This window comes from Brachybacterium aquaticum, from assembly GCF_014204755.1.
Classification (GTDB): Bacteria; Actinomycetota; Actinomycetes; order Actinomycetales; family Dermabacteraceae; genus Brachybacterium; species Brachybacterium aquaticum.
Window position 1 is genome coordinate 991,487 of record NZ_JACHLZ010000001.1, and the last position, 21,513, is coordinate 1,012,999.

Annotated in this window: 16 protein-coding genes, 2 tRNA genes and 1 pseudogene; 8 read left to right on the forward strand and 11 right to left on the reverse strand. The window is 72.1% G+C overall.

The genetic code is table 11. The features are described 5' to 3' along the window. Positions 1–25: 25 nt before the first annotated feature. Positions 26–1,156 carry an NAD(P)/FAD-dependent oxidoreductase gene (locus HNR70_RS04445; RefSeq protein ID WP_184324589.1) on the forward strand — a complete coding sequence of 377 codons (1,131 nt, stop codon included), beginning with the start codon at positions 26–28 and terminating at the stop codon, positions 1,154–1,156. Positions 1,157–1,253: 97 nt separating this feature from the next. On the opposite strand, the pseudogene HNR70_RS15770 reads toward HNR70_RS04445, so the two are convergent. Further along, positions 1,254–1,472, reverse strand: a pseudogene (locus tag HNR70_RS15770) (ethanolamine utilization protein); the annotation flags it as partial. Between HNR70_RS15770 and HNR70_RS04450 the strand changes: the two are divergent. Continuing rightward, complete coding sequence (locus HNR70_RS04450) at positions 1,464–1,712, forward strand: thiamine-binding protein (RefSeq protein ID WP_312857705.1); 249 nt, start codon at positions 1,464–1,466, stop codon at positions 1,710–1,712. The pseudogene HNR70_RS15770 and the gene HNR70_RS04450 sit on opposite strands and share 9 nt — an antisense overlap. Positions 1,713–1,764: 52 nt before the next feature. Here HNR70_RS04450 and orn read toward each other — a convergent pair whose 3' ends face one another. Beyond that, positions 1,765–3,702, reverse strand: a complete 1,938-nt coding sequence (gene orn / locus HNR70_RS04455; RefSeq protein WP_184324591.1) for an oligoribonuclease — start codon at positions 3,700–3,702, stop codon at positions 1,765–1,767. 178 nt (positions 3,703–3,880) lie between these two features. Between orn and HNR70_RS04460 the strand changes: the two genes are divergently transcribed. After that, a complete protein-coding gene (locus HNR70_RS04460) occupies positions 3,881–4,402 on the forward strand; it encodes an acyl-CoA thioesterase (RefSeq protein WP_221421275.1) in 522 nt (173 codons plus the stop codon). Between the two features lie 41 nt (positions 4,403–4,443). Here HNR70_RS04460 and HNR70_RS04465 read toward each other — a convergent pair whose 3' ends face one another. Then, positions 4,444–4,704 carry a hypothetical protein gene (locus HNR70_RS04465; protein WP_184324593.1) on the reverse strand — a complete coding sequence of 87 codons (261 nt, stop codon included), beginning with the start codon at positions 4,702–4,704 and terminating at the stop codon, positions 4,444–4,446. A 118-nt stretch (positions 4,705–4,822) separates the two neighbouring features. On the opposite strand from HNR70_RS04465, the gene HNR70_RS04470 reads away from it, so the two are divergent. Next, the gene (locus HNR70_RS04470) at positions 4,823–5,575 is read left to right on the forward strand and encodes an ABC transporter permease (RefSeq protein WP_246375149.1); all 753 of its coding nucleotides are present in this window, start codon (positions 4,823–4,825) and stop codon (positions 5,573–5,575) included. Between the two features lie 9 nt (positions 5,576–5,584). On the opposite strand, the gene HNR70_RS04475 is transcribed toward HNR70_RS04470, so the two are convergent. The 3 genes from HNR70_RS04475 to HNR70_RS04485 all read right to left on the reverse strand — a co-directional run bounded on the left by HNR70_RS04475 (position 5,585) and on the right by HNR70_RS04485 (position 11,307). Further along, positions 5,585–5,657 (reverse strand) — tRNA-Arg (locus tag HNR70_RS04475). A gap of 59 nt (positions 5,658–5,716) precedes the next feature. Continuing rightward, a complete protein-coding gene (locus HNR70_RS04480; RefSeq protein ID WP_184324594.1) occupies positions 5,717–6,628 on the reverse strand; it encodes a DNA-formamidopyrimidine glycosylase family protein in 912 nt (303 codons plus the stop codon). Continuing rightward, positions 6,628–11,307: an ATP-dependent helicase gene (locus tag HNR70_RS04485; protein ID WP_184324595.1), complete on the reverse strand. Its 4,680-nt coding sequence runs from the start codon at positions 11,305–11,307 to the stop codon at positions 6,628–6,630. The genes HNR70_RS04480 and HNR70_RS04485 overlap by 1 nt, the downstream gene beginning before the upstream one ends. A gap of 164 nt (positions 11,308–11,471) precedes the next feature. On the opposite strand from HNR70_RS04485, the gene HNR70_RS04490 reads away from it, so the two are divergent. Both HNR70_RS04490 and HNR70_RS04495 read left to right on the forward strand, forming a co-directional pair. Next, on the forward strand, positions 11,472–12,101 hold the full coding sequence (locus tag HNR70_RS04490; protein WP_184324596.1) for a superoxide dismutase: 630 nt from the start codon (positions 11,472–11,474) through the stop codon (positions 12,099–12,101). Positions 12,102–12,377: 276 nt separating this feature from the next. After that, a complete protein-coding gene (locus HNR70_RS04495; protein ID WP_184324597.1) occupies positions 12,378–12,872 on the forward strand; it encodes a single-stranded DNA-binding protein in 495 nt (164 codons plus the stop codon). A gap of 64 nt (positions 12,873–12,936) precedes the next feature. On the opposite strand, the gene HNR70_RS04500 is transcribed toward HNR70_RS04495, so the two are convergent. Beyond that, positions 12,937–13,542, reverse strand: a complete 606-nt coding sequence (locus tag HNR70_RS04500) for a PPA1309 family protein (RefSeq protein WP_184324598.1) — start codon at positions 13,540–13,542, stop codon at positions 12,937–12,939. Positions 13,543–13,724: 182 nt separating this feature from the next. On the opposite strand from HNR70_RS04500, the gene HNR70_RS04505 reads away from it, so the two are divergent. Beyond that, a complete protein-coding gene (locus tag HNR70_RS04505) occupies positions 13,725–16,805 on the forward strand; it encodes a UPF0182 family membrane protein (RefSeq protein WP_184326542.1) in 3,081 nt (1,026 codons plus the stop codon). A gap of 212 nt (positions 16,806–17,017) precedes the next feature. Next, a tRNA-Met gene (locus HNR70_RS04510) sits at positions 17,018–17,091 on the forward strand. Positions 17,092–17,183: 92 nt separating this feature from the next. On the opposite strand, the gene HNR70_RS04515 is transcribed toward HNR70_RS04510, so the two are convergent. The 4 genes from HNR70_RS04515 to rsgA form a co-directional block, all read right to left on the reverse strand. After that, positions 17,184–18,107 (reverse strand): C2 family cysteine protease, encoded by a 924-nt coding sequence (locus HNR70_RS04515; protein ID WP_184324599.1) that lies wholly within the window; start codon positions 18,105–18,107, stop codon positions 17,184–17,186. 31 nt (positions 18,108–18,138) lie between these two features. Further along, positions 18,139–19,359: a pyrophosphate--fructose-6-phosphate 1-phosphotransferase gene (locus HNR70_RS04520; RefSeq protein ID WP_184324600.1), complete on the reverse strand. Its 1,221-nt coding sequence runs from the start codon at positions 19,357–19,359 to the stop codon at positions 18,139–18,141. A 166-nt stretch (positions 19,360–19,525) separates the two neighbouring features. Then, positions 19,526–20,317, reverse strand: a complete 792-nt coding sequence (hisN, locus tag HNR70_RS04525; RefSeq protein WP_184324601.1) for a histidinol-phosphatase — start codon at positions 20,315–20,317, stop codon at positions 19,526–19,528. Positions 20,318–20,411: 94 nt separating this feature from the next. Further along, positions 20,412–21,479, reverse strand: coding sequence for a ribosome small subunit-dependent GTPase A (rsgA, locus tag HNR70_RS04530; RefSeq protein ID WP_184324602.1), 1,068 nt, complete (start codon positions 21,477–21,479; stop codon positions 20,412–20,414). Positions 21,480–21,513 lie beyond the last annotated feature (34 nt).

Here is a 21,513-nt window from a genome sequence, read left to right on the forward strand (position 1 = left end):
ATCCCCAACAGATCGAGGAACCGCGATGACTGGAACTGACGACGGCGTTGCCACGACACGTTCACCCGAGGTAGCAGTGATCGGAGGCGGGATCGTCGGCCTGTCGACGGCTTACGCGCTGCGGGAGCAGGGCGTACCGGTGCGCATGTACGAGGCTGGTCTGCCCGGGACGGGGCAGTCCGCAGGCGAGTCGCGCATCTTCCGGCACGCCCACGACGACCCGCGACTCGTCGCTTTCGCGCGCGAAAGCCGCGGCGTATGGGATGAGTGGGCCGAACGCTTCGACGTCGAGCTAATCTCATCAGACGGTGTCCTGGCGATCGGAGACAGCGCCCTGGCGCGGCTGCGGGTGCTCGACCAGGTCGGCGGCGTGGACGCGCACGAGATCGACGCGGCCGAGGTCGCCCAGCGGATGCCGCTGCTCGCTGGGTACTCGGGGCCAGCGGTGCTCGACGAGTCGGGCGGCGCGATCCGTACCCGAGCTGCGATCGCCGCACTCACGGGTGCCCTCGCAGATGCGGTCACCACCGGTGAGGTCATCTCGATCGATCCCCGCGCTGACGGGACGGTCGAGGTGCGCAGCGTCAACGACCGGGCTGTCTACTCCAAGGTGGTCGTGTGCGCCGGCCGCGAAACCGCCCGCCTGGCACGCAGCGTCGGCCTGTCGCTGCCGGTTCGCCTCGCCGCACACGTCAGGCTGACCTTCGACGTGAAAGCCGCCGCCCCGGCACGAGTCGCGTGCCTGCAGGACAGCAGCGGCGTGTTCGGCGAAGTAGGCGTCTACGCGACGCCGCTACCGGGAAACAGCAGCTATTCGGTCGGACTCAGCGACACCGTCGGCGTCCGCGACGACGGAACTTTCATCGACCCGGCGGCGATTCGATCGCTGGACGAACGCGCCCGCGAATACGTGACCCGGGCGCTGCCCGGTCTCCACCCAGAGCCGCGCGACTTCCTTCACTGCTGGGTGACCGACCTCCCGTGGAGTGAGGACGGCGTGGCCGTGTGGGAGGCAGGCTCTGTGCTTTTTGTGGCCGGTCACAATTTGTTCAAGCAGGCACCGGCGCTGGGTCGCGCTCTTGCCCGGGCTGCGACCGGCGGCGGTCTCCGCGCCGAGCTCACGCCCGAAGCGCGCCTCGGCGAGGCCCAGAGCTAGGGCGTGTCCCCCGATCGCGGGGGGGACCGGCGATTCTGGCCGGCAAACTGTCGAGTGTGTCGCTGTGCGAAGTTCAGATCGCACAGCGACACACTCGTCACATTGGGGTCACGTTGGTGGCTGCTTGCGGTGCGGCGGCGAGGTAGCCCGCGGAGGCACCGACGCCCTCGTCCGCCACGTAGGCGGGCGTACCCGCTGCAACAACGGTCCCGCCGGCATCGCCCGCTCCGGGTTCACGATCGATCACGTGATCGGCCACCGCGACAACGCGCATGTCCAGCTCTGCGGCGACGACCGTGTTGCCCGCATCGAGCAGCGGTTCGTCCTGGCTAGGGTTCCTCGCAGCGGCGGTCGAACGACGACCACCGACACCGAGATCGAGGGGGAGTGGGACGAGGTGATGGCGGTGGTCAAGGACGCCACCGCAGCGGCCGGCCGCTACGGCTCCCGCGTCTCCCTCGTGCTGAAGGCGGACATCCGCCCCGGCCATGACGGGGAGCTGGACGGGAAGATCCAGCGCATGGAAGCGGCGGTGGAGCGCCTCGAGGGGCGCTGACCACCGCCGCTTTCGATCGCCGCTGTCTCTCGGCGGCCGCTGACCAGTAGCCTCAGAGGTCACTGTCCAGCAGGCCGTCGCGCAGCGCGGCGGACAGCGCCGGCGTCACGGGCAGGCGCGGGATCAACGTCGCCTGCACGGCGTGGTAGATGTCCGGCTTGCCCGGCCAGGTCTCGCCCTGGGGCTCGTTGTCCGCGTCGAGCTCGTGGAACCACGAGCCGTCCTCAGCATCCAGCAGGTAGGTGGAGATGTACTCCCACCACTGCTCGTACCGCTCGGCCCAGATCCGCTCCCCGGTCACCTGGTGCATGACGGCGGCGGCGCCCACGGCCTCGGCCGCGACCCAGTGCATCCGCTCGGCGGAGACGGGGGTGCCGTCCCAGTCCACGGTGTACACCCAGCCCGGCGCCCCGTCGGCCCCGAAGGCCGCGGCGGACTTCTCCATGAGCGCGGTCGCGGCCTCGAGCATCCACTCTGGCGCCTCGCCGTCCCGGGCGATCAGCGCGGCGCGGGCCTGGAGCACCAGGCGCGACCACTCGATCCAGTGCCCGATCGTCGCGCCGTAGGGGCGGAACGGGTGGGCGGGCTGGTCCTTGTTGTAGTCCAGCAGCGGCGACCAGTCCGTGTCGAAGTGCTCCGGCAGCGCCCAGTCGTTGGCGCGGGCGAACTCGTCGATCGCGCGGGTGGCGATGGTGACGGCGCGGTCCAGCCAACGGCGCTCGCCGGTGACGTCGGCCGCGGCGAGCAGCGACTCGACGGTGTGCATGTTCGCGTTGATCCCGCGGTACTCCTCGAGCTCGCTGAAGGTGCGGTCGTAGGTGTCGACGCTCATCTGCGCGGTCTCGTCGAAGAACTTCTCATCGAGCACCGCGAGCGCCTCGTCCAGCAGCTGCTTCGCGCCGGGGCGGCCGGCCGCGGTCGCGGAGGATGCGGCCAGGACCACGAAGGCGTGGGCGTAGGCCTGCTTGGAGTCGTCGACCGGGCGGCCGTCCGCGACGGAGGCGAACCAGCCGCCGTGCTCGTCGTCGTGCAAGACGCCGCGCAGCGAGGCGATGCCGTGGTCGGCGAAGCGGCCGAAGTCGGGCCGGCCCAGCAGGTGGCCGAGCGCGAAGGAATGCGTCATCCGGCAGGTGATCCACAGCTCCGAGGGGCGGGAGAGGTCCGGCGCGCCGGTCTCGTCCAGCCACGCGAAGCCGCCGTCCTCGCGCACGGACTCCGAGCCGAAGATCAGCAGCTCGTCGGTCTCGCCCTCGAGCCAGGCCCGGTGCGAGGCGCGCTCCAGCCACGGCACGGCCGGGCGCGGGGCCGACGGGGCCGCCCCCGCGGCGCCGCTGGCACCGGCGGCGTCGAGGTCGGCGGCGTCGGCGCTCTCGCGCAGCTCGTAGCGGCGCGCGGCCTCCTGGGCCTGGGCGGTGGTGGGCCCGGGCTCGGAGATCATCAGCACCTCGCGGTAGTACTTCAGCTCCTGGATCGACTCGCGGATGTCCGCGAGCGCCCGGTGGCCGCCGTGCTTGGCGGGGATGTTGTAGTAGACCCGCGGGAACCAGCGCTTGGCCAGCTCCTTCAGGCTCGAGACGTCGATGGTGCGGTAGGACAGCCAGTTCGCGAACTCGGGCACGTCGCGGTCCAGGAACACGCGGTCGGTGCCCACGCTGTTGCCGGCCAGCGGCGCCTTGCCGGGCTCGGGGCAGTACTCCTTGACGTAGGCGAGGCACTGCGCCTCGGCTTCGGCGAGGGTCATGCCGCCGTCGAGCTCCTCGAGCAGGCCGGAGACGGTGTGCATGTTGACCACGAAGGGGTCCATGCTCTTGAGCGACTCCGCCGGGGGCTTGATAACGACGTCGACACCGTCCCCGAGGATGTTCAGATCGGCGTCGGTCACGAGCACGGCGATCTCGACGAGCGCGTCGCGCTGCTTGTCGAGGCCGGTCATCTCGCAGTCGACCCAGATGATGCGATCGTTGATGGCGCGGGTGGAAGCGGAGGTCACCGGTCCACAGTAGCGCGAGGCCCGCGGGACCCGGGTGCGTTGCGCGCGCGAGGAACGTTACCCTTCAGTCACCTGTGGTGGTCGCCGCATGCTGGGCAGGGTCCCGCGCCGTGCTCGATCCGCCGCCCGTCCCCGACGAGGAGCCGATGAGGGCTCCGGGAGGTCCCCGACCGTGAACATGTTCTTCCGCCTGGCGCTGTTCATGCTGCGGGTGCGCTTCAAGAGCCGCCTGAGCATCTGGGACACCTCCCACGCGAGCTTCCGCGTGAACCTCGCCGACCTCGACGTGCAGCGCCACATGAACAACGGCCGCTACCTGTCCCTGATGGACCTCGGCCGCATGGACCTCTTGCTCCGCTCCGGCTTCTGGAAGCGCGTGACCGAGCAGGGCTGGTACCCCGTCGTCGCCGGACAGACCATCACCTACCGCCGCTCCCTCACCCTCGGGCAGAAATTCGACCTCGCTTCCCGCGTGATCGGGCACGACGAGCGCTGGATCTACATGGAGCAGATCTTCCGCGTGGACGGGACGGTGTACGCCGACGCGATCGTGCGCGCCCGCTTCCTGCGCACGGAGGGCGGCTCCGTCGACATCGACGACGTGCTCGCGCTCACCGGCCCCGCCCCCGAGGGGCTGGAGCTGCCGGCCTGGGTGGCCGACTGGAACCGGGAGGCCTCCGCGCACAGCCGCGCACTGTGAGGCACGGGCGGTGACGGCCGACGGGGCCGACCGGATCGGGCTCAGCGCGATGCGGACTCTCGGTGCGCGGCGCGGGCGCGCAGCTCCTCGACGAGGCTGACCACCAGCAGGATCACCACGACGGCCAGCAGGATCCACTGCTCGAAGACGACCGCGAGGATCCCGGCGATCACGAGCGCGACGAGGTAGACGATCTCCAGCGCCCGCAGCGGCACGCCCAGCAGCTTCGCACCGACGCGGGTGCGGGCCAGGCGCAGCAGGATCAGCAGCGCGATTGCGCCGAAGGCCAGGTACCTCAGCATCGTGCTCCTCGGGATGGGGGTGGGTGCAACGGGGGCTGTGACGTCCTCCGCGTCACCCTAGCCGGGCGCGCTGGGCGCCCGGTCGGAGCGCGCCCGCCGTGGTGGCAGGATCACGGACATGACCCCGGAGATGACCCAGATGGTGCTGCGCACCCTGCTCGGCGTGGTGGTGCTTCTGGCCGTGGCGCTGCTGGTCCTGCGTGCGGCCGGGGTGCCGCACCGGGCGGACACGGCGATCGCCGTGCTGCGCGGCGCCGTGCAGCTGGCAGTCATCAGCGTGGTGCTCACCGGGGTGATCGCCGACCTGCGCTGGGTGCTCGTCGCGCTCGCGGTGATGTTCACGGTCGCGGTCGTCACCAGCACCCGTCGGGTCTCCTGGACCGTGCAGCGCCTCGGCATCGTCGCCGCCTCCATGGCGGCGGGCGTCGCCGTCACGCTGAGCACCGTGTTCGCCACCGGCGCGCTCGACCTCACCCCGCGCTACGTCCTCGCCATCGGCGGGATCGTGATCGGCGGTGCGATGTCGGTGGCGACCCTCGCCGGCCGACGCCTCGCCCAGGCCACGGCCGACCGCTGGGACGAGGTCGAGGCGTGGCTCGCCCTCGGGGCCACGCCCCGGGAGGCGACCGCGGACATCGGCCGCTTCGCGATCCGCGAGGCGCTGATCCCGTCCACCGATCAGACCCGCACCACGGGCCTGGTGACCCTGCCCGGTGCGTTCGTCGGTGCGATCTTCGGCGGCATCGTCCCGATCGAAGCGGGACGCTTCCAGATCGTCGTGCTCGCCGGGATCATCGCCGCCGGCGCGGTGACCGCGACGCTGCTCGTGCACGTCCTCGCCCCGCGGATGGAGCGGCTGGGGACGGGATGAGCGGAGGAGCGCCCCCAGCAGGACTCGAACCTGCAACCTACGGATTAGAAGGCCGTTGCTCTATCCATTGAGCTATGGAGGCTGACGGCGCACGAGTCTACCGACGCTGCGACGCCGCCACGGCCAGGAACGCAGTCCGTCTCAGCGACGTCGGCCACGCCGCTGGGCCGCCGACGGGGCCGGCGCGCCGGGCCCGGCCTGGCAGCGGGGGCAGAACCACAGCACCCGCGCCTCGGTGCCCTCGAGCCGCGGTTCGGCGAGCTCGCCGCGCTGGATCCGGGTGCGGCAGCGGCGGCACTGCTTCCCTCCGCGGCCGTAGACCCACAGGTCCCCGTCCCGGCCGAGCATCCCACCGGTGGTCACCCGCACCTCCCGGTCCCGGTTCAGCACGAGCAGGCGATGGGCGAGGTCGACGAGCGCGCCCGGGTCCTGCTCCGCGGAGACGGGCGCGGCGGGGTGGAGCCGGCGCAGGAAGCACAGCTCGCTGCGATAGATGTTCCCGATCCCCGCCAGGACGTGCTGGTCCAGCATCGCCAGGCCGATCGGCCGCTCCGGCTCGGAGGCGAGGTTCGCGAGCGCCCGCTCCCGCAGGGTCGGGTCCTCGTCCCACGCGGGATCGAGCAGGTCCGGGCCGAGGCTCCCGAGCAGCTGCTCCTCGTCGGCCGTGCGCAGCAGCTTCACCTGCTTCACGTCGTAGGCGATCGCCCGCACCTCACGCCCGTCCCAGTGTCGGGCCTCGAGCACGATCCGGATCGTGTCGCGGGTGCGCGGCCCGGCGCTGGTGTCGCTGGAGCGCAGCGCCTTCCCCTCCACGTGCCAGATCCCGTCCATCATCAGGTGGCTGTGCAGCGTCATCGGCGCAGTCCCGGGCGCGGGCGGGACGAGCCGGATCAGCAGGTGCTTGCCGCGCGGGCGCACCTCGTGGACTCTCCAGCCGGTGAGGTCCGCGGTCGCCGCACGCGGGACCCGGAGGTCGCAGACGGTGAGCACGGCGCCGGCGAGCGCGTCGTGGAGGATCCGGCACTGGCGCGCGACGGTGTCGCCCTCGGGCATCAGCGATCACCTGCCCGCAGTCGCAGCGAGCGCGGTGAGCGGTAGCAGCCGGCCTCCGCGAGCGCGGCCGTGATCGCCGCGACCGGCTCGGTGTCGATCCCGTGCCCGTCGATCCGCTCGATCCGCAGCTGCGGCAGACGGGAGTCCTCGGCGATCGCGCGGACGAGCTGGGCGGCGGCCTCGGGCGTCGCCTCTTTGTCCGCCCACCACAGCAGGTGCTTCCCTCCCTTGTCGACATAGGCCTGGACATGTCCGTCCCGCAGCAGCACGAGCGCACCGGCGCGGCGGGCGGGCCGCGCGGTGACCCCCTCGGGCGGCGTGATCGACAGGGCCGGCCAGGGGAGCGCCGCGCCGTAGGGGTTCGCGGGATCGGTCGCGGCGAGCGCGACGGCGACCGCCTCGGCCGACGGGCCGGCCCCGCCGCCGTCGGGCCCCTCGGCGTCGCGTCCGGCCTCGGCCTCCCGGTCCCGGTCGCGAAGCAGGTCCACCGCCTCGGCGGGTGCGAACTGGGAGGCGCCGAGCCCGTCGACGAAGTAGCCGCGGCGGCAGCTGCCGTTCTCCTCGAGCGCGGCCAGCACCCGGTACACCGCGGCGAACCCGCCGGGGACGTCCTCGACATCCATCGCCCCGCGCGTGACCACGCCGTGGCGGTCCAGCAGCAGCGTCGCGAGCGCCGCGGCACGAGCGGCGGGATCGACCGGCTCGACCCGCACCGCGGACCAGCGCCCGGCACCGACGGGCCCGGTCACGAGCTCGGAGGGGCTGGACGCGCCCTGGCGCATCATCGCCGCGGAGAGCCGCGCCGCGCCCCGACGTCCCAGGCTGCGCGAGCGTGTCGGGGTGCGGGCCGACGGCGCCTTTGCCGGCCCGCGGCCGTAGGAGCGCAGCGCCTCGAAGGAGTCGTTGGTGACCAGGCCGGTGAAGGCGAGGTCCCACAGCGCCTCGTGCAGGTCCTGCGGCCGCGCCGCCTCCCCGTCGTCGGCCAGCGCGGTGAGGATCTCTCCGTGCCGCAGCGCGCCCGGGGTGGTGCGCAGCAGGGCGAGGATCCGGCTGGCGAGGGCACCGTCCGGGAGGGCGTCGGCGGCCTCCTCGAGCGCGTCGGCGTCGAGCCCCAGGGGGAGGGCATCGGCGAGGTGGAGCCGGATCCAGCCGTCGTCGGCGCCGAGCCTGCCGTGCCCCGTCCACACCAGCTCCCCGCTCGCGAAGGCGGCGTCCAGCAGGGCGGGCGTCACCTCCGGCAGCCTCGCCGGCAGCACCTGGGACTCCCAGGCCGACAGCGGCAGCGACACCCCGGCGAGCTGGTCCACGACCGAGAGCAGCCCGTCCTGCCCGGTCCACGTGCCGCGCTCCCGTCGGCCGCCGGCGCGGCGCCCCACCAGGTGCTGCCACTGGCCGAGGAAGCGCGCGTAGACGGGCCCCGCGACGGGCGCGATCTCGCGCCGGGAGGCGGCGAGGCTCGCGCGGCGGATGCGGCGCAGCACCTCGACCTCGACCCATTCCTCGCCCTCGCGGCCGGGCGTGAACTCGCCCTGGGACAGGACCCGCTCGGCGGTGAGCTGCTCGAGTGCGGCGCGCGCCACGCCCGGGGCGAGACCGAAGGCCTGCACCGGTGCGCCTGAGAGGAAGGGGCCCCGGCCGCGCGCCCAGCGGGAGAGCAGCTGGGGGACCGCCCGGTCCACCGCGGCCAGGTGCACCTCGGGGATCCCCGGCGGCAGCGCCGTGCCGAGCGCATCGCGCAGCAGACCGGCGTCCTCGATCGCCGCGAGATGCTCCGCCCCGGCGATCCGCACCGTGAGCACGCGGCGGGACTGCTCGAGCTCGGCGCGGGCGGCGTCGAGATCGAGGCCGTCCGCGGCGCGCTCGGCGAGCTGGGCGGGGGTGAGCGGGCCCAGGCGGCGCAGTGCGTCCGCGATCTGCTCGGGCCCGCGCAGCGCCCGCTCCTCGGTCAGTCCCTGCAGGCGCTGCTCGACCTCGGCGATCACCTCGGCATCCAGCAGCTCGCGCAGGCTCACCGTGCCCAGCAGCTCGGCCAGGAGCGACTGGTCCAGCGCGAGGGCGGCGGTGCGGCGTTCGGCCAGCGGTGCATCGGTGTCGTAAAGGAACTGCGCCATGTAGCCGAACAGCAGCGAGCGCGCGAAGGGGGAGGGTGAGGGGGTCTCGACCTCGCGCACCTGCAGGCGACGCCGCCTGACCTGCCCCATCAGCTCGACCAGGGCCGGCAGATCGTAGACGTCCTGCAGGCACTCCCGCGCCGCCTCGAGCATGATCGGGAAGTCCGGATGCGGCCGGGCCACCTCGAGCAGGTGCCCGGCGCGCTGGCGCTGCTGCCACAGCGGTGCCCTCTGGTTCGGGTTGCGGCGCGGCAGCAGCAGGGCCCGGGCCGCGCACTCCCGGAACCTCGCGGCGAACAGGGCGGAGGAGCCGACGAGACGGCGCACCTCCTCCTCGATCTCCTCGGGCGTGAACAGGAACAGGTCCGCGCCGGGCGGCTGCTCGCCGTGCGGGATGCGCAGCACGATCCCGTCGTCCCCGGCCGTGACCTGACCGTCCAGGCCGTAGCGCTCCTCGACCCGGGCGCCGACGGCGAGGGCCCACGGTCCCGTGATCCGCTGCCCGGCTGCGCAGTGCAGCAACACGCGCCAGTCCCCGAGCTCGTCGAGGAAGCGCTCGACGACGAGCTGGTCCGGTCCCGGCACGGCGCCGGTGACCTGCTGCTGCTCGTCGAGCAGGTCGAGCAGCACGGTGCGTGCGTTGTCATCGAGGCCGAGCCCCGTGAGGCGTTCGTCGGCCTCGGGGCGGGGGAGGGCTGCGAGCTCGGACTGCGCGGCGGAGATCGCCCGGCCGAGGCTCGCGGGCCGCCCGTCCCCGTCGCCGTGCCAGAACGGGATGCGACCGGTGAGACCGAAGGCGGGGGAGACCGTGACGCGGGAGGCGGTGATCTCCTCGATCCGCCAGCTGCTGGTCCCCAGCGTGATCACGTCCCCGCGGCGGGACTCGTAGACCATCTCCTCGTCGAGCTCGCCCACGCGCCGCGGCTGGGAGTCGCCCTCGGCGGCGACCAGGTGCACCGGGTACAGGCCCCGGTCGGGGATGGTGCCGCCGCTGGTGACGGCGAGGCGCTGTGCGCCGGGTCGGGCGGTGAGCGTGCCGGTCTCGCGATCGTGGACGAGTCGCGGCCGCAGCTCGGAGAAGTCGGTGGAGGGGTAGCGGCCGGCGAGCAGGTCGATGGTCTGGTCGAAGGCGGAGCGGGGCAGCGCCCGATAGGGGTGCGCCGAGCGGACCAGGTCGTACCAGGCGTCGACCTGCAGGTCCTCCATCGCGGCAGCGGAGACGGTGTGCTGGGCGAGGACGTCCAGGGCGTTGCGCGGCACGGTCAGCGGCTCGATCCGCCCGGCGACCGCCTCCTGCACCGCGACCGCGGAGCGCAGCACGTCCACCGCATGCAGCGGGTGCAGCGACCCCTCGGAGACCGCGCCGACGTCGTGCCCGGCCCGGCCCACCCGCTGCAGCAGGCTCGAGACTGACATCGGCGCCGCGACCTGCAGCACCAGGTCCACCGCGCCCATGTCGATGCCGAGCTCGAGGGAGCTGGTCGCGACGACGCAGCGCAGCGTCCCCGACTTCAGCTGGTCCTCGATCCCTGCCCGGACCTCCTTGGACATCGAGCCGTGGTGGGCGCGGGCGATGTCCTCGACCTCGACGAGCTCCTCCGCCTCCCCGTCGGGCCCTGCGCCTGCCTCCGTCGTGACCCGCCTCGCGTGGAGGCGGTTGAGCTTCCCGGTCAGACGCTCGGCCTGGCTGCGGGAGTTCGTGAAAACGATCGTGGAGCGGTGGGCGAGGACCTCGTCGAGCACCGCCCGCTCGACGTGGGGCCAGATCGTCCCCGAGACGTCCTCGTCGTCGGCGGCATCGGCGGGCGGCTCGATCGCCTGCAGGTCCGGGACCGGCAGCGTGATCCGCATGTCCCAGCGCTTGGTCGACGGCGGACGCACCACCACCGCGTCCCGGCCCCGCGCAAAGCCGGTGAGGAAGGCGGCGACCTCCTCGACCGGCTCCACCGTCGCCGACAGTCCGATCCGCTGCGCTGGACGCTCGAGCATCGCGTCGAGCCGCGCGAGCGACAGCGCCAGGTGCACGCCCCGCTTCGTGCCCGCCACGGCATGGACCTCGTCCAGGATCACCGTGTCGACGCCGCTCAGAGTCTCCCGCGCCTGCGAGGTGAGCATCAGGAACAGCGACTCCGGGGTGGTGATGAGGATGTCCGGCGGATGGGTCGCGAGCCGGCGGCGCTCCGCGGGCGGGGTGTCCCCGGTGCGCACGCCCACGCTCAGCCGGCGCCGGGGCAGGCCGAGCCGCTCCGCCGTGCGCGCGGTGCCGACGAGCGGCGAGGTCAGGTTCCTCTCGACGTCGACGCCGAGCGCCTTCAGCGGCGAGATGTACAGAACGCTCGTCGCGGCAGACGACGGGGTCGGAGAACCGGCCAGTCGGTCGATCGCGCTGAGGAAGGCCGCGAGGGTCTTGCCCGAGCCCGTCGGCGCGACCACGAGGGTGTCCTGCCCCTGCGCGATCGCCTCCCACGCCGCGCCCTGCGCCGGGGTGGGCGCCTCGAAGGACTCCTCGAACCATGCCGTCGTGGCAGGGGAGAACGAGGAGGGCAGGCGCGGACGGGGCGTGGCCATCGCACCATTGTGGACCGCCGTCCCGACACCTGGGCCCGATGGCCGACCAGGGGACCGATTCCCGGCCGCCCCCTGCCCCTGCCCAGAGCCTCGTGGCAGGATGGATCACACGGCGGGGCCCGCACCGGCTGGTCCCGCGCAGAACTGACGAAGGGATGATCCATATGGCGGAGTACACGCTTCCCGATCTCGATTACGACTACGGCGCGCTGGATCCCTCGATCTCGGGGAAGATCATGGAGCTGCACCACTCCAAGCACCACGCGACCTACGTCAAGGGCGCGAACACGGCGCTGGAGAAGCTCGCCGCGGCCCGTGAGGCGGGGGACTTCGGGTCGATCAACCAGCTCTCGAAGGACCTCGCGTTCAACCTGGGCGGACACACCAACCACTCGATCTTCTGGAAGAACCTCTCCCCGGAGGGCGGCGACAAGCCGACCGGCGAGCTGGCGGCCGCGATCGATGAGTACTTCGGCTCGTTCGACGCGTTCCGTGCGCACTTCACCGCGGCGGCGCTGGGCATCCAGGGCTCCGGCTGGGCCGTGCTCGCCTACGAGCCGGCCGGTGGGAACCTGGTGATCGAGCAGTTCTACGATCAGCAGAACGGTGTGCCGGTCGCGACGATCCCGCTGTTCCAGCTGGACATGTGGGAGCACGCCTTCTACCTGGACTACCAGAACGTGAAGGCCGATTACGTCAAGGCGATCTGGGACATCGTGAACTGGGCGGATGTCCAGGCGCGGTTCGAGAACGCCCGCTCGAACGCGTCCGGGATCGTCGTCCCCGGCGCCTGAGCCCCACTCCGCTCGCTCCCTTCCCGTCATCGCGGGGGAGTGACGTGACAGCGGCCGGTCCCTCCACGAGGAGGGGCCGGCCGCTGTCATGTCCGGGCCCGGACTGACCCCGTCGGCTGCCCCCGTCGGCTGCCCCTCGCGACCGTTCCTCCACAGCGCCCCGCCGTCCACAGGATCGGCGCACCCCTGGAGCACGCGGCGCCGGCCCGCGACGCTGGGGCCATCGGCAGGGAGCCGACGCCGGGGCCGACCCGGCGCCTGAGGAAGGACAGCGTCATGAAGGACATCCACACCACGATCATGGGGAACGCGACCGCGGATCCCACCAAGCGCATCCAGAGCGACGGCAGCACCACCGCGATCCTGCGCGTCGCCGTCAATGGCCGCTACTACAGCGCCGCCCAGGGCGGCTTCGCCGACCGCAAGACCGAGTACATCACCGTGTTCGTCAAGCGGCAGCTGGCCACGAACGTGCTCAACTCGGTGAAGAAGGGTCAGCCGCTGGTCGTCACCGGCCGGCTCAGCAGCTCCGAGTGGACGGGGGAGGACGACGCCCAGCGCCACTCCCTGAACATCCACGCCGAGGCGATCGGGCACGATCTGACCTACGGCACCTCGACCTTCGTCCGTCCGATCCGCGCCACCGAGGTGCCCGATCCCGACGAGGAGACGATCGCCGCCTCACCGTCGTCCGCCGACGAGGTCGACGCGGATCCCGTCACCGGCGTGATCGGGGGGTCTCCGAAGGGCTCCTACGAGCCGGCGTTCTGAGCCCCGCGTCCTGTCTGAGCTCCGCGTCATGGGGGTTCAGCGTGCGGGCCTCGGCCCGCGGGTCTCAGCCTGCCCCGTCGAGGGTCTGCAGGAGGGCGGCGGAGATGTCGGGCAGCAGCGCGGCGCCGAGGACGTAGCCGTCCTCGTCGCCGCGGTGCACCGCCGACCAGGTCGTCCCGTCGCGCAGCGCCGCGACCACCACGCGCAGCGGACGTCCGGAGGGCAGAGCCCCGTCCGCTGTGTCGCTCGGCGTGCCCTCGGTGTCCCCGTCGGCCGCGCCCGTGCGCACCGACCAGGCGCCCGGCGCGAGATCGCAGACGATCGCGCCGCCCGCGGCGAGATCGGGCCAGTCCGCCGACTCGAGCGCCGCGAGCGGGTCCCCGCCCCGGGCAGCGGCATTCCCACCGGCCGAAGCGGCGTCGGCGGAGTCGTCCTCGTCCAGGTCGATCGGGGTCAGGTGCAGGGAGTCGTGGGCGTTCGCGCCCTCGCCCTCCGCGCCCAGCAGCGCGGCGAGCGCGGGAGAGGCGGCCATCAGCTCCGCGCTGCGCGCCAGCGCGTACAGCCGCGGCGCGGGCAGGGGAGCGCCCTCGAGGTGACGGGCGACCTCCAGCACGGCGGCGGCGAGAGCGGCGGTGGGGGCGTCCAGGGGGTCCTGGGAAGCAGTCGTCATCGGATCGAGAGGTCCCTTACAGGTTCGGCCTGACAGAATGGGAGGGTCACCGCCCTGTGCGGCGGCATCACACTGTACCCGGAGCCCCGTCCCCGGTCCCTGCGCAGGCGCAGGCACGGTCGCGGGCTCCGACACCGAGGCACCTGAGGTTTTCTGTGAGTTTCTCCGCCCCGTTCGGCGACATGCCCCGGCCGCGACCACGACCGGCCCCCGACGCTCGATCGAATGAGCCCTTGCGGATCTCCCCGCTGATGATCACCGTCGGCGTGCTCGCGCTGCTGATCGTGCTGCTGGTCATCGCCTCCGAAGTGTGGACCAAGTACCTGTGGATGGACCAGCTGGAGTTCACCGACGTCCTGGTGACGCGGTGGGTGACCCAGGCTCTGCTGTTCGTCGGCGGCTTCATCATCTTCGCGGTGCCGCTGTTCATCAGCCTGCGCCTGGCCTACGCCAAGCGCCCCGTCTATCCGCCGATCACCCGTGAGCAGGAGGCGCTGGAGCAGTTCCGCGCCGCGGTGGACCCTCTGCGCAAGGGCCTGACCTACGGCGCTCCCGTGGTCATCGGCGCCTTCGGCGGCCTCGCCCTCTCGCGCCGCTGGCAGGACGTGCAGCTGTTCCTACACCCCCAGGAGTTCGGGCAGACCGACCCGATCTTCGACAACGACATCTCCTTCTACGTCTTCACCCTGCCGGTGATCGACATCCTCGTCGCCTTCGGCCAGTTCGTGCTGCTCGTGTCGATCGTCGGCGCCCTCATCGGCCACTTCGTCTACGGCGGCGTCAGCTGGGGCCAGGAGAACGGCCTCGAGGTCACCCGGTCCGCGCGCCGCCACCTCGGCGTGCTCGCCGCGATCTACGTGATCCTGCTCGGCGCCGGGCACTGGTTCCAGCGCTACGACCTGCTCACCGCCTCCCACACCCGCTTCGAGGGCGCGTCCTACGCGGACGTCCACGCGATCCTCCCGGCCCAGACGATCCTCGCGATCGCCGCGATCGTGGTCGCGGCCCTGTTCGTGGTGTGGATCTTCCGCTCCGACTGGCGCATCCCCGCCATCGGCGCGGGCCTGATGATCCTGTCCACCCTGGCGGTCGGGAACCTCTACCCCTGGGCGATCCAGCAGTTCCAGGTCCAGCCCAACGAGCGTGCGCTCGAGCAGACCTACATCCAGCACAACATCGATGCGACCCGCACCGCCTTCAACCTCGACCTCGTCAACGACGTGCCCTACACGGCCACGACCGACGCGAGCGCGGGCGCGCTGCGCGAGGACGCCTCGACCACCGCGCAGATCCGCCTCATGGATCCCAACGTCATCTCGCCCACCTTCGAGCAGCGTGAGGCGAACCGCCGCTACTGGGGCTTCGACGACGTCCTCAGCGTGGATCGCTACCAGATCGACGGCGAGCTGCAGGACACCGTCATCGGCGTGCGCGAGCTGCGCCCGGACAAGTTCGGCCTCGCCGACCGCTCCTGGGTCGACCAGCACATCATCTACACCCACGGCTACGGCACCGCCGCCGCCCACGGCAACCGCCGCAACTCCGACGGTGAGCCCAGCTTCCTGCAGTCCGGCGTGCCCGGACAGGGCGCCTTAGGCGAGTACGAGGAGCGGGTCTACTTCGGTCGGCACTCCCCGGACTACTCCATCGTCGGCGCCCCCGAGGGCGCGGACCCCGAGGAGTTCGACTACCAGCGCGGCAGCACGGACGACGAGCAGGGCGGCGAGCAGGTCTACAACACCTTCCAGGGTGACGGCGGACCGTCCGTCGGCGGGTTCTTCAACCAGCTGCTGTACGCGATCAAGTTCCGCGACCCGAACATCGTGATCTCGGGCTACCTGAACGACGAGTCCCAGATCCTCTACGACCGCGACCCGCAGCAGCGCGTCCGCGAGGTCGCGCCGTTCCTGTCGCTGGACTCGCAGATGTACCCGGCCGTGGTCGACGACCAGCTGGTGTGGGTCGTGGACGGCTACACCACCACCACCGAGTACCCGTACGCGCAGTCGGTGAACCTCGATCAGGCCGTCAACGACTCCCAGACCGATCCGAACGCCTCGGCCCCGAACCGGCAGCGCTCGGCCAACTACATGCGCAACTCCGTCAAGGCCACCGTCAGCGCCTTCGACGGCTCGGTGACGCTGTACACCTGGGACACCGAGGACCCGATCCTGAAGTCCTGGGCCGAGGTGTTCCCGGACGCGCTGCGCCCGGCCACGGAGATCAGCGGCGAGCTGATGTCGCACCTGCGCTACCCGGCCGACTACTTCAAGGCCCAGCGCCAGATCCTCTCGACGTACCACGTCACCGACGCGGACGACTTCTTCACCCAGCAGGACTTCTGGCAGGTGCCGCCGGACCCGACGGCCCCGGTGCCCACCAACCCCGACGGCTCCTCCGGCCAGCAGGCCCCGCAGCCGCCGATGTACCTGACCATGCAGATGCCCGAGGACGACTCGCCGCGGTTCATGCTCTCCTCGAGCTTCATCCCCTCCGAGGGCCAGAACGTGCTCACCGGCTTCCTCGCCGTGGACTCCGAGACCGGCGACGTCGCGGGCAATCCCGCCGACTCCTACGGCACGATGACCCTGCTGCGCCTGCCGACCTCCAACCCGGTCAACGGTCCCGGCCAGGTGCAGGCCACGTTCAACGCAGAGCCGAACGTCTCCCAGGCGCTGAACCTGCTCCAGCAGGGCGCCTCCGAGGTCATCAACGGCAACCTGCTCACCCTGCCCGTCGGTGGCGGTCTGCTCTACGTGCAGCCCGTGTACCTGCAGTCCTCCCAGACCGGCGGCGGCACCCAGTACCCGCTGCTGCAGATGGTGCTGGTCTCCTTCGGTGATCGCATCGGCTTCGCCCCGACCCTGGACGAGGCTCTCGACCTCGTCTTCGGCGGCGACTCCGGCGCCTCCGCGGGCGACGCCGAGGTCACCGACGGCTCCGCCCCCTCCGGCACGGCCGACGCCGAGACCGGCGAGGGCACCGTCCAGGAAGGGGCCGGCGAGGCCCCGGCCGAGGGCACCGACGGCGGCGAGCAGACCCCTGCCCCCGCTGCCGGCTCCGCCCAGGAGCGCCTGGACCAGGCCCTGACCGACATGGACACCGCCGTCACCGATGCCGAGGAGGCGATGGCGAACGGCGACTGGCAGGCCTACGGCGAGGCGCAGGACCGGCTCTCCGAGGCGCTGAACCGGGCCGTGGCCGCCAACGAGGAGCTCGGAGGCAGCGGCACGCCGGCAGCCTCCGACGGCGGAGAGGGCTGATCTCCTGCGGGACGCGCACCGCGCGCCCGCGAAACACTGAGGACGCCCGTCGCGGCGCCGGCACCGACCGGCGCGGCGGCGGGCGTTCCGCATATAGAGGGAACCCCAGGCACGATCAGGCAGGTGAACGGCCCGTGAACGTGGCATGGCACACGTCCGGACGCTCCTGGCTGGACGTGGCGGACGGTCCGTCCTAGAGTTATCGATGTCGCCGCGGGGTGGAGCAGTTCGGTAGCTCGCCGGGCTCATAACCCGGAGGTCGTAGGTTCAAATCCTGCCCCCGCTACGAAGAGAAGGCCCGGAAGATGGAAACATCTTCCGGGCCTTCGGTCATGTCCGGCTCGCGCGCCGTTGCCGGCCCCTGCTGCGGCCCTGGCCTCACCGCAGCGGCGCGGTCACGTCCACGCTGAGGAACCCTCGCCGGAAGCTGCGCGCATCCAGCACCAGCACCGGCCCGGGGTTCGTGGGATTGCGCAGGTGCACGTGCCCGCTGCGCGGATCGGCACCCACCACCGCGAACACGTGACTCGGCGGCAGGGGACCGGCGGCGGTCATCACCCGCGGACTCAGCGGATGGGTGGAGACGGCGATCGCCCGTCCCTCGGCCCGCCAGGCGAGGACCTGCGCAGCCGACGGCAGGCGCAGGTCCGTGCGCACCCGCTCGCCGAGCAGCAGCTGGAAGCCGTAGCGGGCGAGTCCCCGCTGAATGAAGGTGTAGTCCCCGGCGACGTGCCCGGCGATCGCCTTCTCGAGCACGCCCACCCAGCCGGGGTTCGCCCCGTCACGGCGGGAGTACTGGAAGCGGCCCTGGTCGTCGGCCGCTAGGAAGCGGTCCACGCGGATCGGGGCGTCCAGTCCCGGCAGGTGCACCGCGACGATGCCGCAGTCCTCGGGCTGGAGGAGCGCCCGCAGCCGCTCCGGGGCCGTCTCGTGGATCGCGAGCATCGGCGCCATCACCCAGCAGTCCCCGAGCCGTCCCTGACGGGGGCGCAGCAGCACCTCGGGGGCGAGGGGGCCGCGGTCCTCCACGAGGTCCGTGGCGCGCGGCCCGGGCGGCAGGTGCAGGACGCCCTCCCGCCCGTCGGCCGCCCCCGATTCCGCACCGCGTGCCGGGAGCGTCGCCGCGACCCCGCCCGCAGTCGCACCGGCCCCGCCGCCCCCGGACATGGCGGCGCGCGCCCGCCCCGGAGGGGCGAGCGCGCGCAGAGCGCGGCGCCAGGTGCGCACGCGCGGGCGGGAGCGGTGGGTCGGTCCCGAGGGGCCGGACGTGCCAGGACCGGGGTCCTGCGGATGGGGAGCCATCAGCGCCTTCCGCCCGTCACCGGTGCCGAGGTCAGTGGGCCTCGGCGGGGACGATCTGCTGGCCGGTGCGCTCCATGACCGCGTGGAACCAGGGCTGGGAGATGTCGAAGGCCTTGTGGCCGGCGACGCGCTCGAACTCGACGGCGCGCAGCACGTCACCGCGCTCCTCGTCGTGGCCGATCAGGCCCGAGCCGCCCTCGAGGGCGGTCTGCACGGCGAAGTCGGTCATCGACTTGATCAGGCGCAGGTCCTCGGGGTTGGCCTTGGCGGAGCGGGAGAAGTAGCCCGACTTCTGGACCATGACCTTCTCGGCGCCGAGCTTCTCGGCGAACTGCTTGGCGAACCACTGGCCGGGGTTGATCTTGTCGATCTTCACGTGGCCGAAGGGGTCCTTCTCGGGCTCCTGGCCGTTGGCCTGCATCTCGGCGATGATCTCGGGGATCCCGGCGCCCTCGGAGAGGAAGATGTTCACGCAGCCGGTCTCGTCCATGACCTTCTTGAGGCGCTCGGCCTCGGCCTCGATGTCCAGGGCCAGCTCGGGCAGGAACACGGCGTGCACGTCCCAGCGGTCGGCGCTGTGGCCGATGCCCGGCAGCCACTCCTGCTGGGAGTGCCAGGTCTGGTAGTACTCGGCCGCCTGCGCGGTGAGGTAGCCGCAGGCACGGCCCATGATCTCGTGGACGATGAGCATGCGCGGGTTCGAGCCGTGCTCGGCGATGATGTTCTGCGCGAAGATGCTCGTCTGCTCGGCGGCGGACTTCGCGCCGAGGGACTGGCGGATCGGCACGATGTCGTTGTCGATGGTCTTGGGCAGACCGACGACCTGCAGGTCGTAGTCGTTCTCGTGGAGGTACTTCGCGAGGTCCGCGGCGGTGGTGTTGGTGTCGTCGCCGCCGATGGTGTGGAGCACGTCCACACCGTCCTCCTTGAGCTTGTTCGCGGCGACCTCGAGGGCGTTCTCGCCCTCGGCGATGAGGCCGCGCTCGACCAGGTTCTTGGTGTTGGTGAGCTTCACGCGGGAGTTGCCGATGGGGGAGCCGCCGTAGTTGTGCAGCAGGCCCGCCTTGGCGCGCACCTCGTCGTCTACCACGATCTTCTCGCCGGAGAGGAGGCCCCAGTAGCCGTGCTTGTAGGCGATGATCTCGACGTCCGGCACCAGCTCGGTGTAGCGCTCGATGAGACCGCCCACGGCGGAGGAGAGGCACGGGGCATAGCCACCGGCGGTCAGGAGGGCGACGCGCTTGACGGTCATGGGGAATGGTTCCCTTCACGGTTAGGGGTCACGACGGGCCGAGTCTACCGATCCGGGCCCCGCGGGCCGCGCCGAGGGTCCCTGGGCGGACGGCCGACGGGGACTTCTCACCCCGGCGCGCTCGCTGACCAGCCGTTGCGCGCGGGAGAGAGCCGGGAGAGCGAGCTCAGTCGCGGGCCGCGAGCGCCTCGAGGACCTCTTCGTGCAGCAGCGAGTTGGTCGCGACGGCGTTGCCGCCGAAGGGGCCGGGCTCACCGTCCAGCGAGGTGAAGCGGCCGCCGGCCTCGGTGACGATGGGGACCAGCGCCACCATGTCGTGGAGGTTCAGGTCGGGCTCGCAGGCCACGTCCACCGCACCCTCGGCCACCAGCATGTAGGACCAGAAGTCGCCGTAGGCGCGGGTGCGCCAGAAGCGCTGCATGAGGTTCAGCATCTGGGGGAGGCGGTCGCGCTCGGCCCAGCCGTGGAGCGAGGAGTAGGACAGCGACGCCTCCTCGATGGAGGAGACGGAGGAGACTTGCAGGCGGGTCGCGCTGCTGAGGCGCGAGCCGGTCCAGGCGCCCGCGTCCTCGCCGCCCCACCAGCGGCGGCCGAGGGAGGGGGCGGAGACGAGACCGACGACGGGACGGCCGTCCTCGATCAGGCCGATCAGGGTGCCCCACACGGGTACGCCGCGCACGAAGTTGCTGGTGCCGTCGATGGGGTCGATGACCCACTGGCGGGAGGCGGAGCCGGTGGTGCCGAACTCCTCGCCGATCACCTGGTCGCGGGAGCGGGAGCGGGACAGCTGCGAGCGCACGAGCTGCTCGGCGGCCTTGTCCGCGTCGGTGACCTCGGTGAGGTCGGGCTTGGTGGAGACCTCGAGGTCCTGCGCCTTGAAGCGGGAGGTGGTCAGCTGGTCCACGGCATCGGCGAGCACGTGGGCCAGGCGCAGGTCATCGGCGAAGCGGCTGGACATGGGTCCCACGATAGGGCCCGTCGGCCCTGCTCGAGCGGAGCGACGCGGGGATGGGACGGTCGAGCCGTCCCGGGGCCTCAGACGTCCCGGGGGCTCAGACGTCCCAGGGGTCGTTCTTGCGCAGCGCGGTGGCGAGGCGTCGGTAGGAGGCCAGGCGTGCGGGCCCGGCGGTGCCGGCGAGCCCCTCCTCGACCTGGGCGTCGAGCGCGCAGTCGGGGGAGTCCTCCAGATGGGTGCAGCCGCGGGGGCACTGCTCGGCGAGCTCGTCGAGGTCCTTGAAGGCGTCCAGCAGCTCGTCGGGATCTACGTGGCCGAGGCCGAAGGAGCGCACGCCCGGGGTGTCGATGACCCAGCCGTCGTCGTCCGGGAGCTGCATCGCCAGCGCCGAGGAGGAGGTGTGGCGGCCGCGGCCGGTGACGTCGTTGACCACGCCGGTGGCGCGGTCGGTGCCGGGCACGAGCGCGTTCAGCAGCGTCGACTTGCCCACGCCGGAGTGGCCGATGAGCACGCTGACCCGCCCCGAGAGCCGCTCGCGCAGCTCCTCGAGGCCCACGATCGCGGGCGCGCCCGGATCCTCCGCCTCGTCCGGGGACTCGCGGCGGGTGACCACGTGCTCCAGCCCGAGCGGCGCATAGGTCGTGAGGAAGTCCTCGGGCTCGCGCAGGTCGGACTTGGTCAGCACCAGCAGCGCATCGATCCCGGCGACGTAGGCGGCGACCAGGCAGCGGTCGATCATGCCGCCGCGCGGCTCGGGATCGGCCAGGGCCGTCACCATGACCATGAGGTCGACGTTGGCGACCAGGGGGCGCTCGGTGGAGTCGTCATCGTCGGCCGAGCGGCGCAGGAAGGAGCTGCGCTCCTGGATCCGCACGATGCGGGCGAGGGTGCCGTCGCGTCCGGAGGTGTCGCCGACGAGCCCCACGAGGTCCCCGGGCACGATGGGGGAGCGGCCCAGCTCGCGGGCACGCATGGCGGTGACGGCGCGCTCCTCGTCGGTGCCCTCGCCGACCAGGGTGCGCCACCGCCCGCGGTCCACGGAGACCACGCGGGCGGTGATCGCGTCCTCGTGCTTGGGGCGGTCCTTCGTGCGGGGGCGGGAGCCGCGCCGGTTCGGGCGGACCCGGACGTCGGACTCGTCGTAGTCGCGGGCAGACCTGCTCACAGCACGTCCTCCCTCACCGCACGTCCTCCCTCAC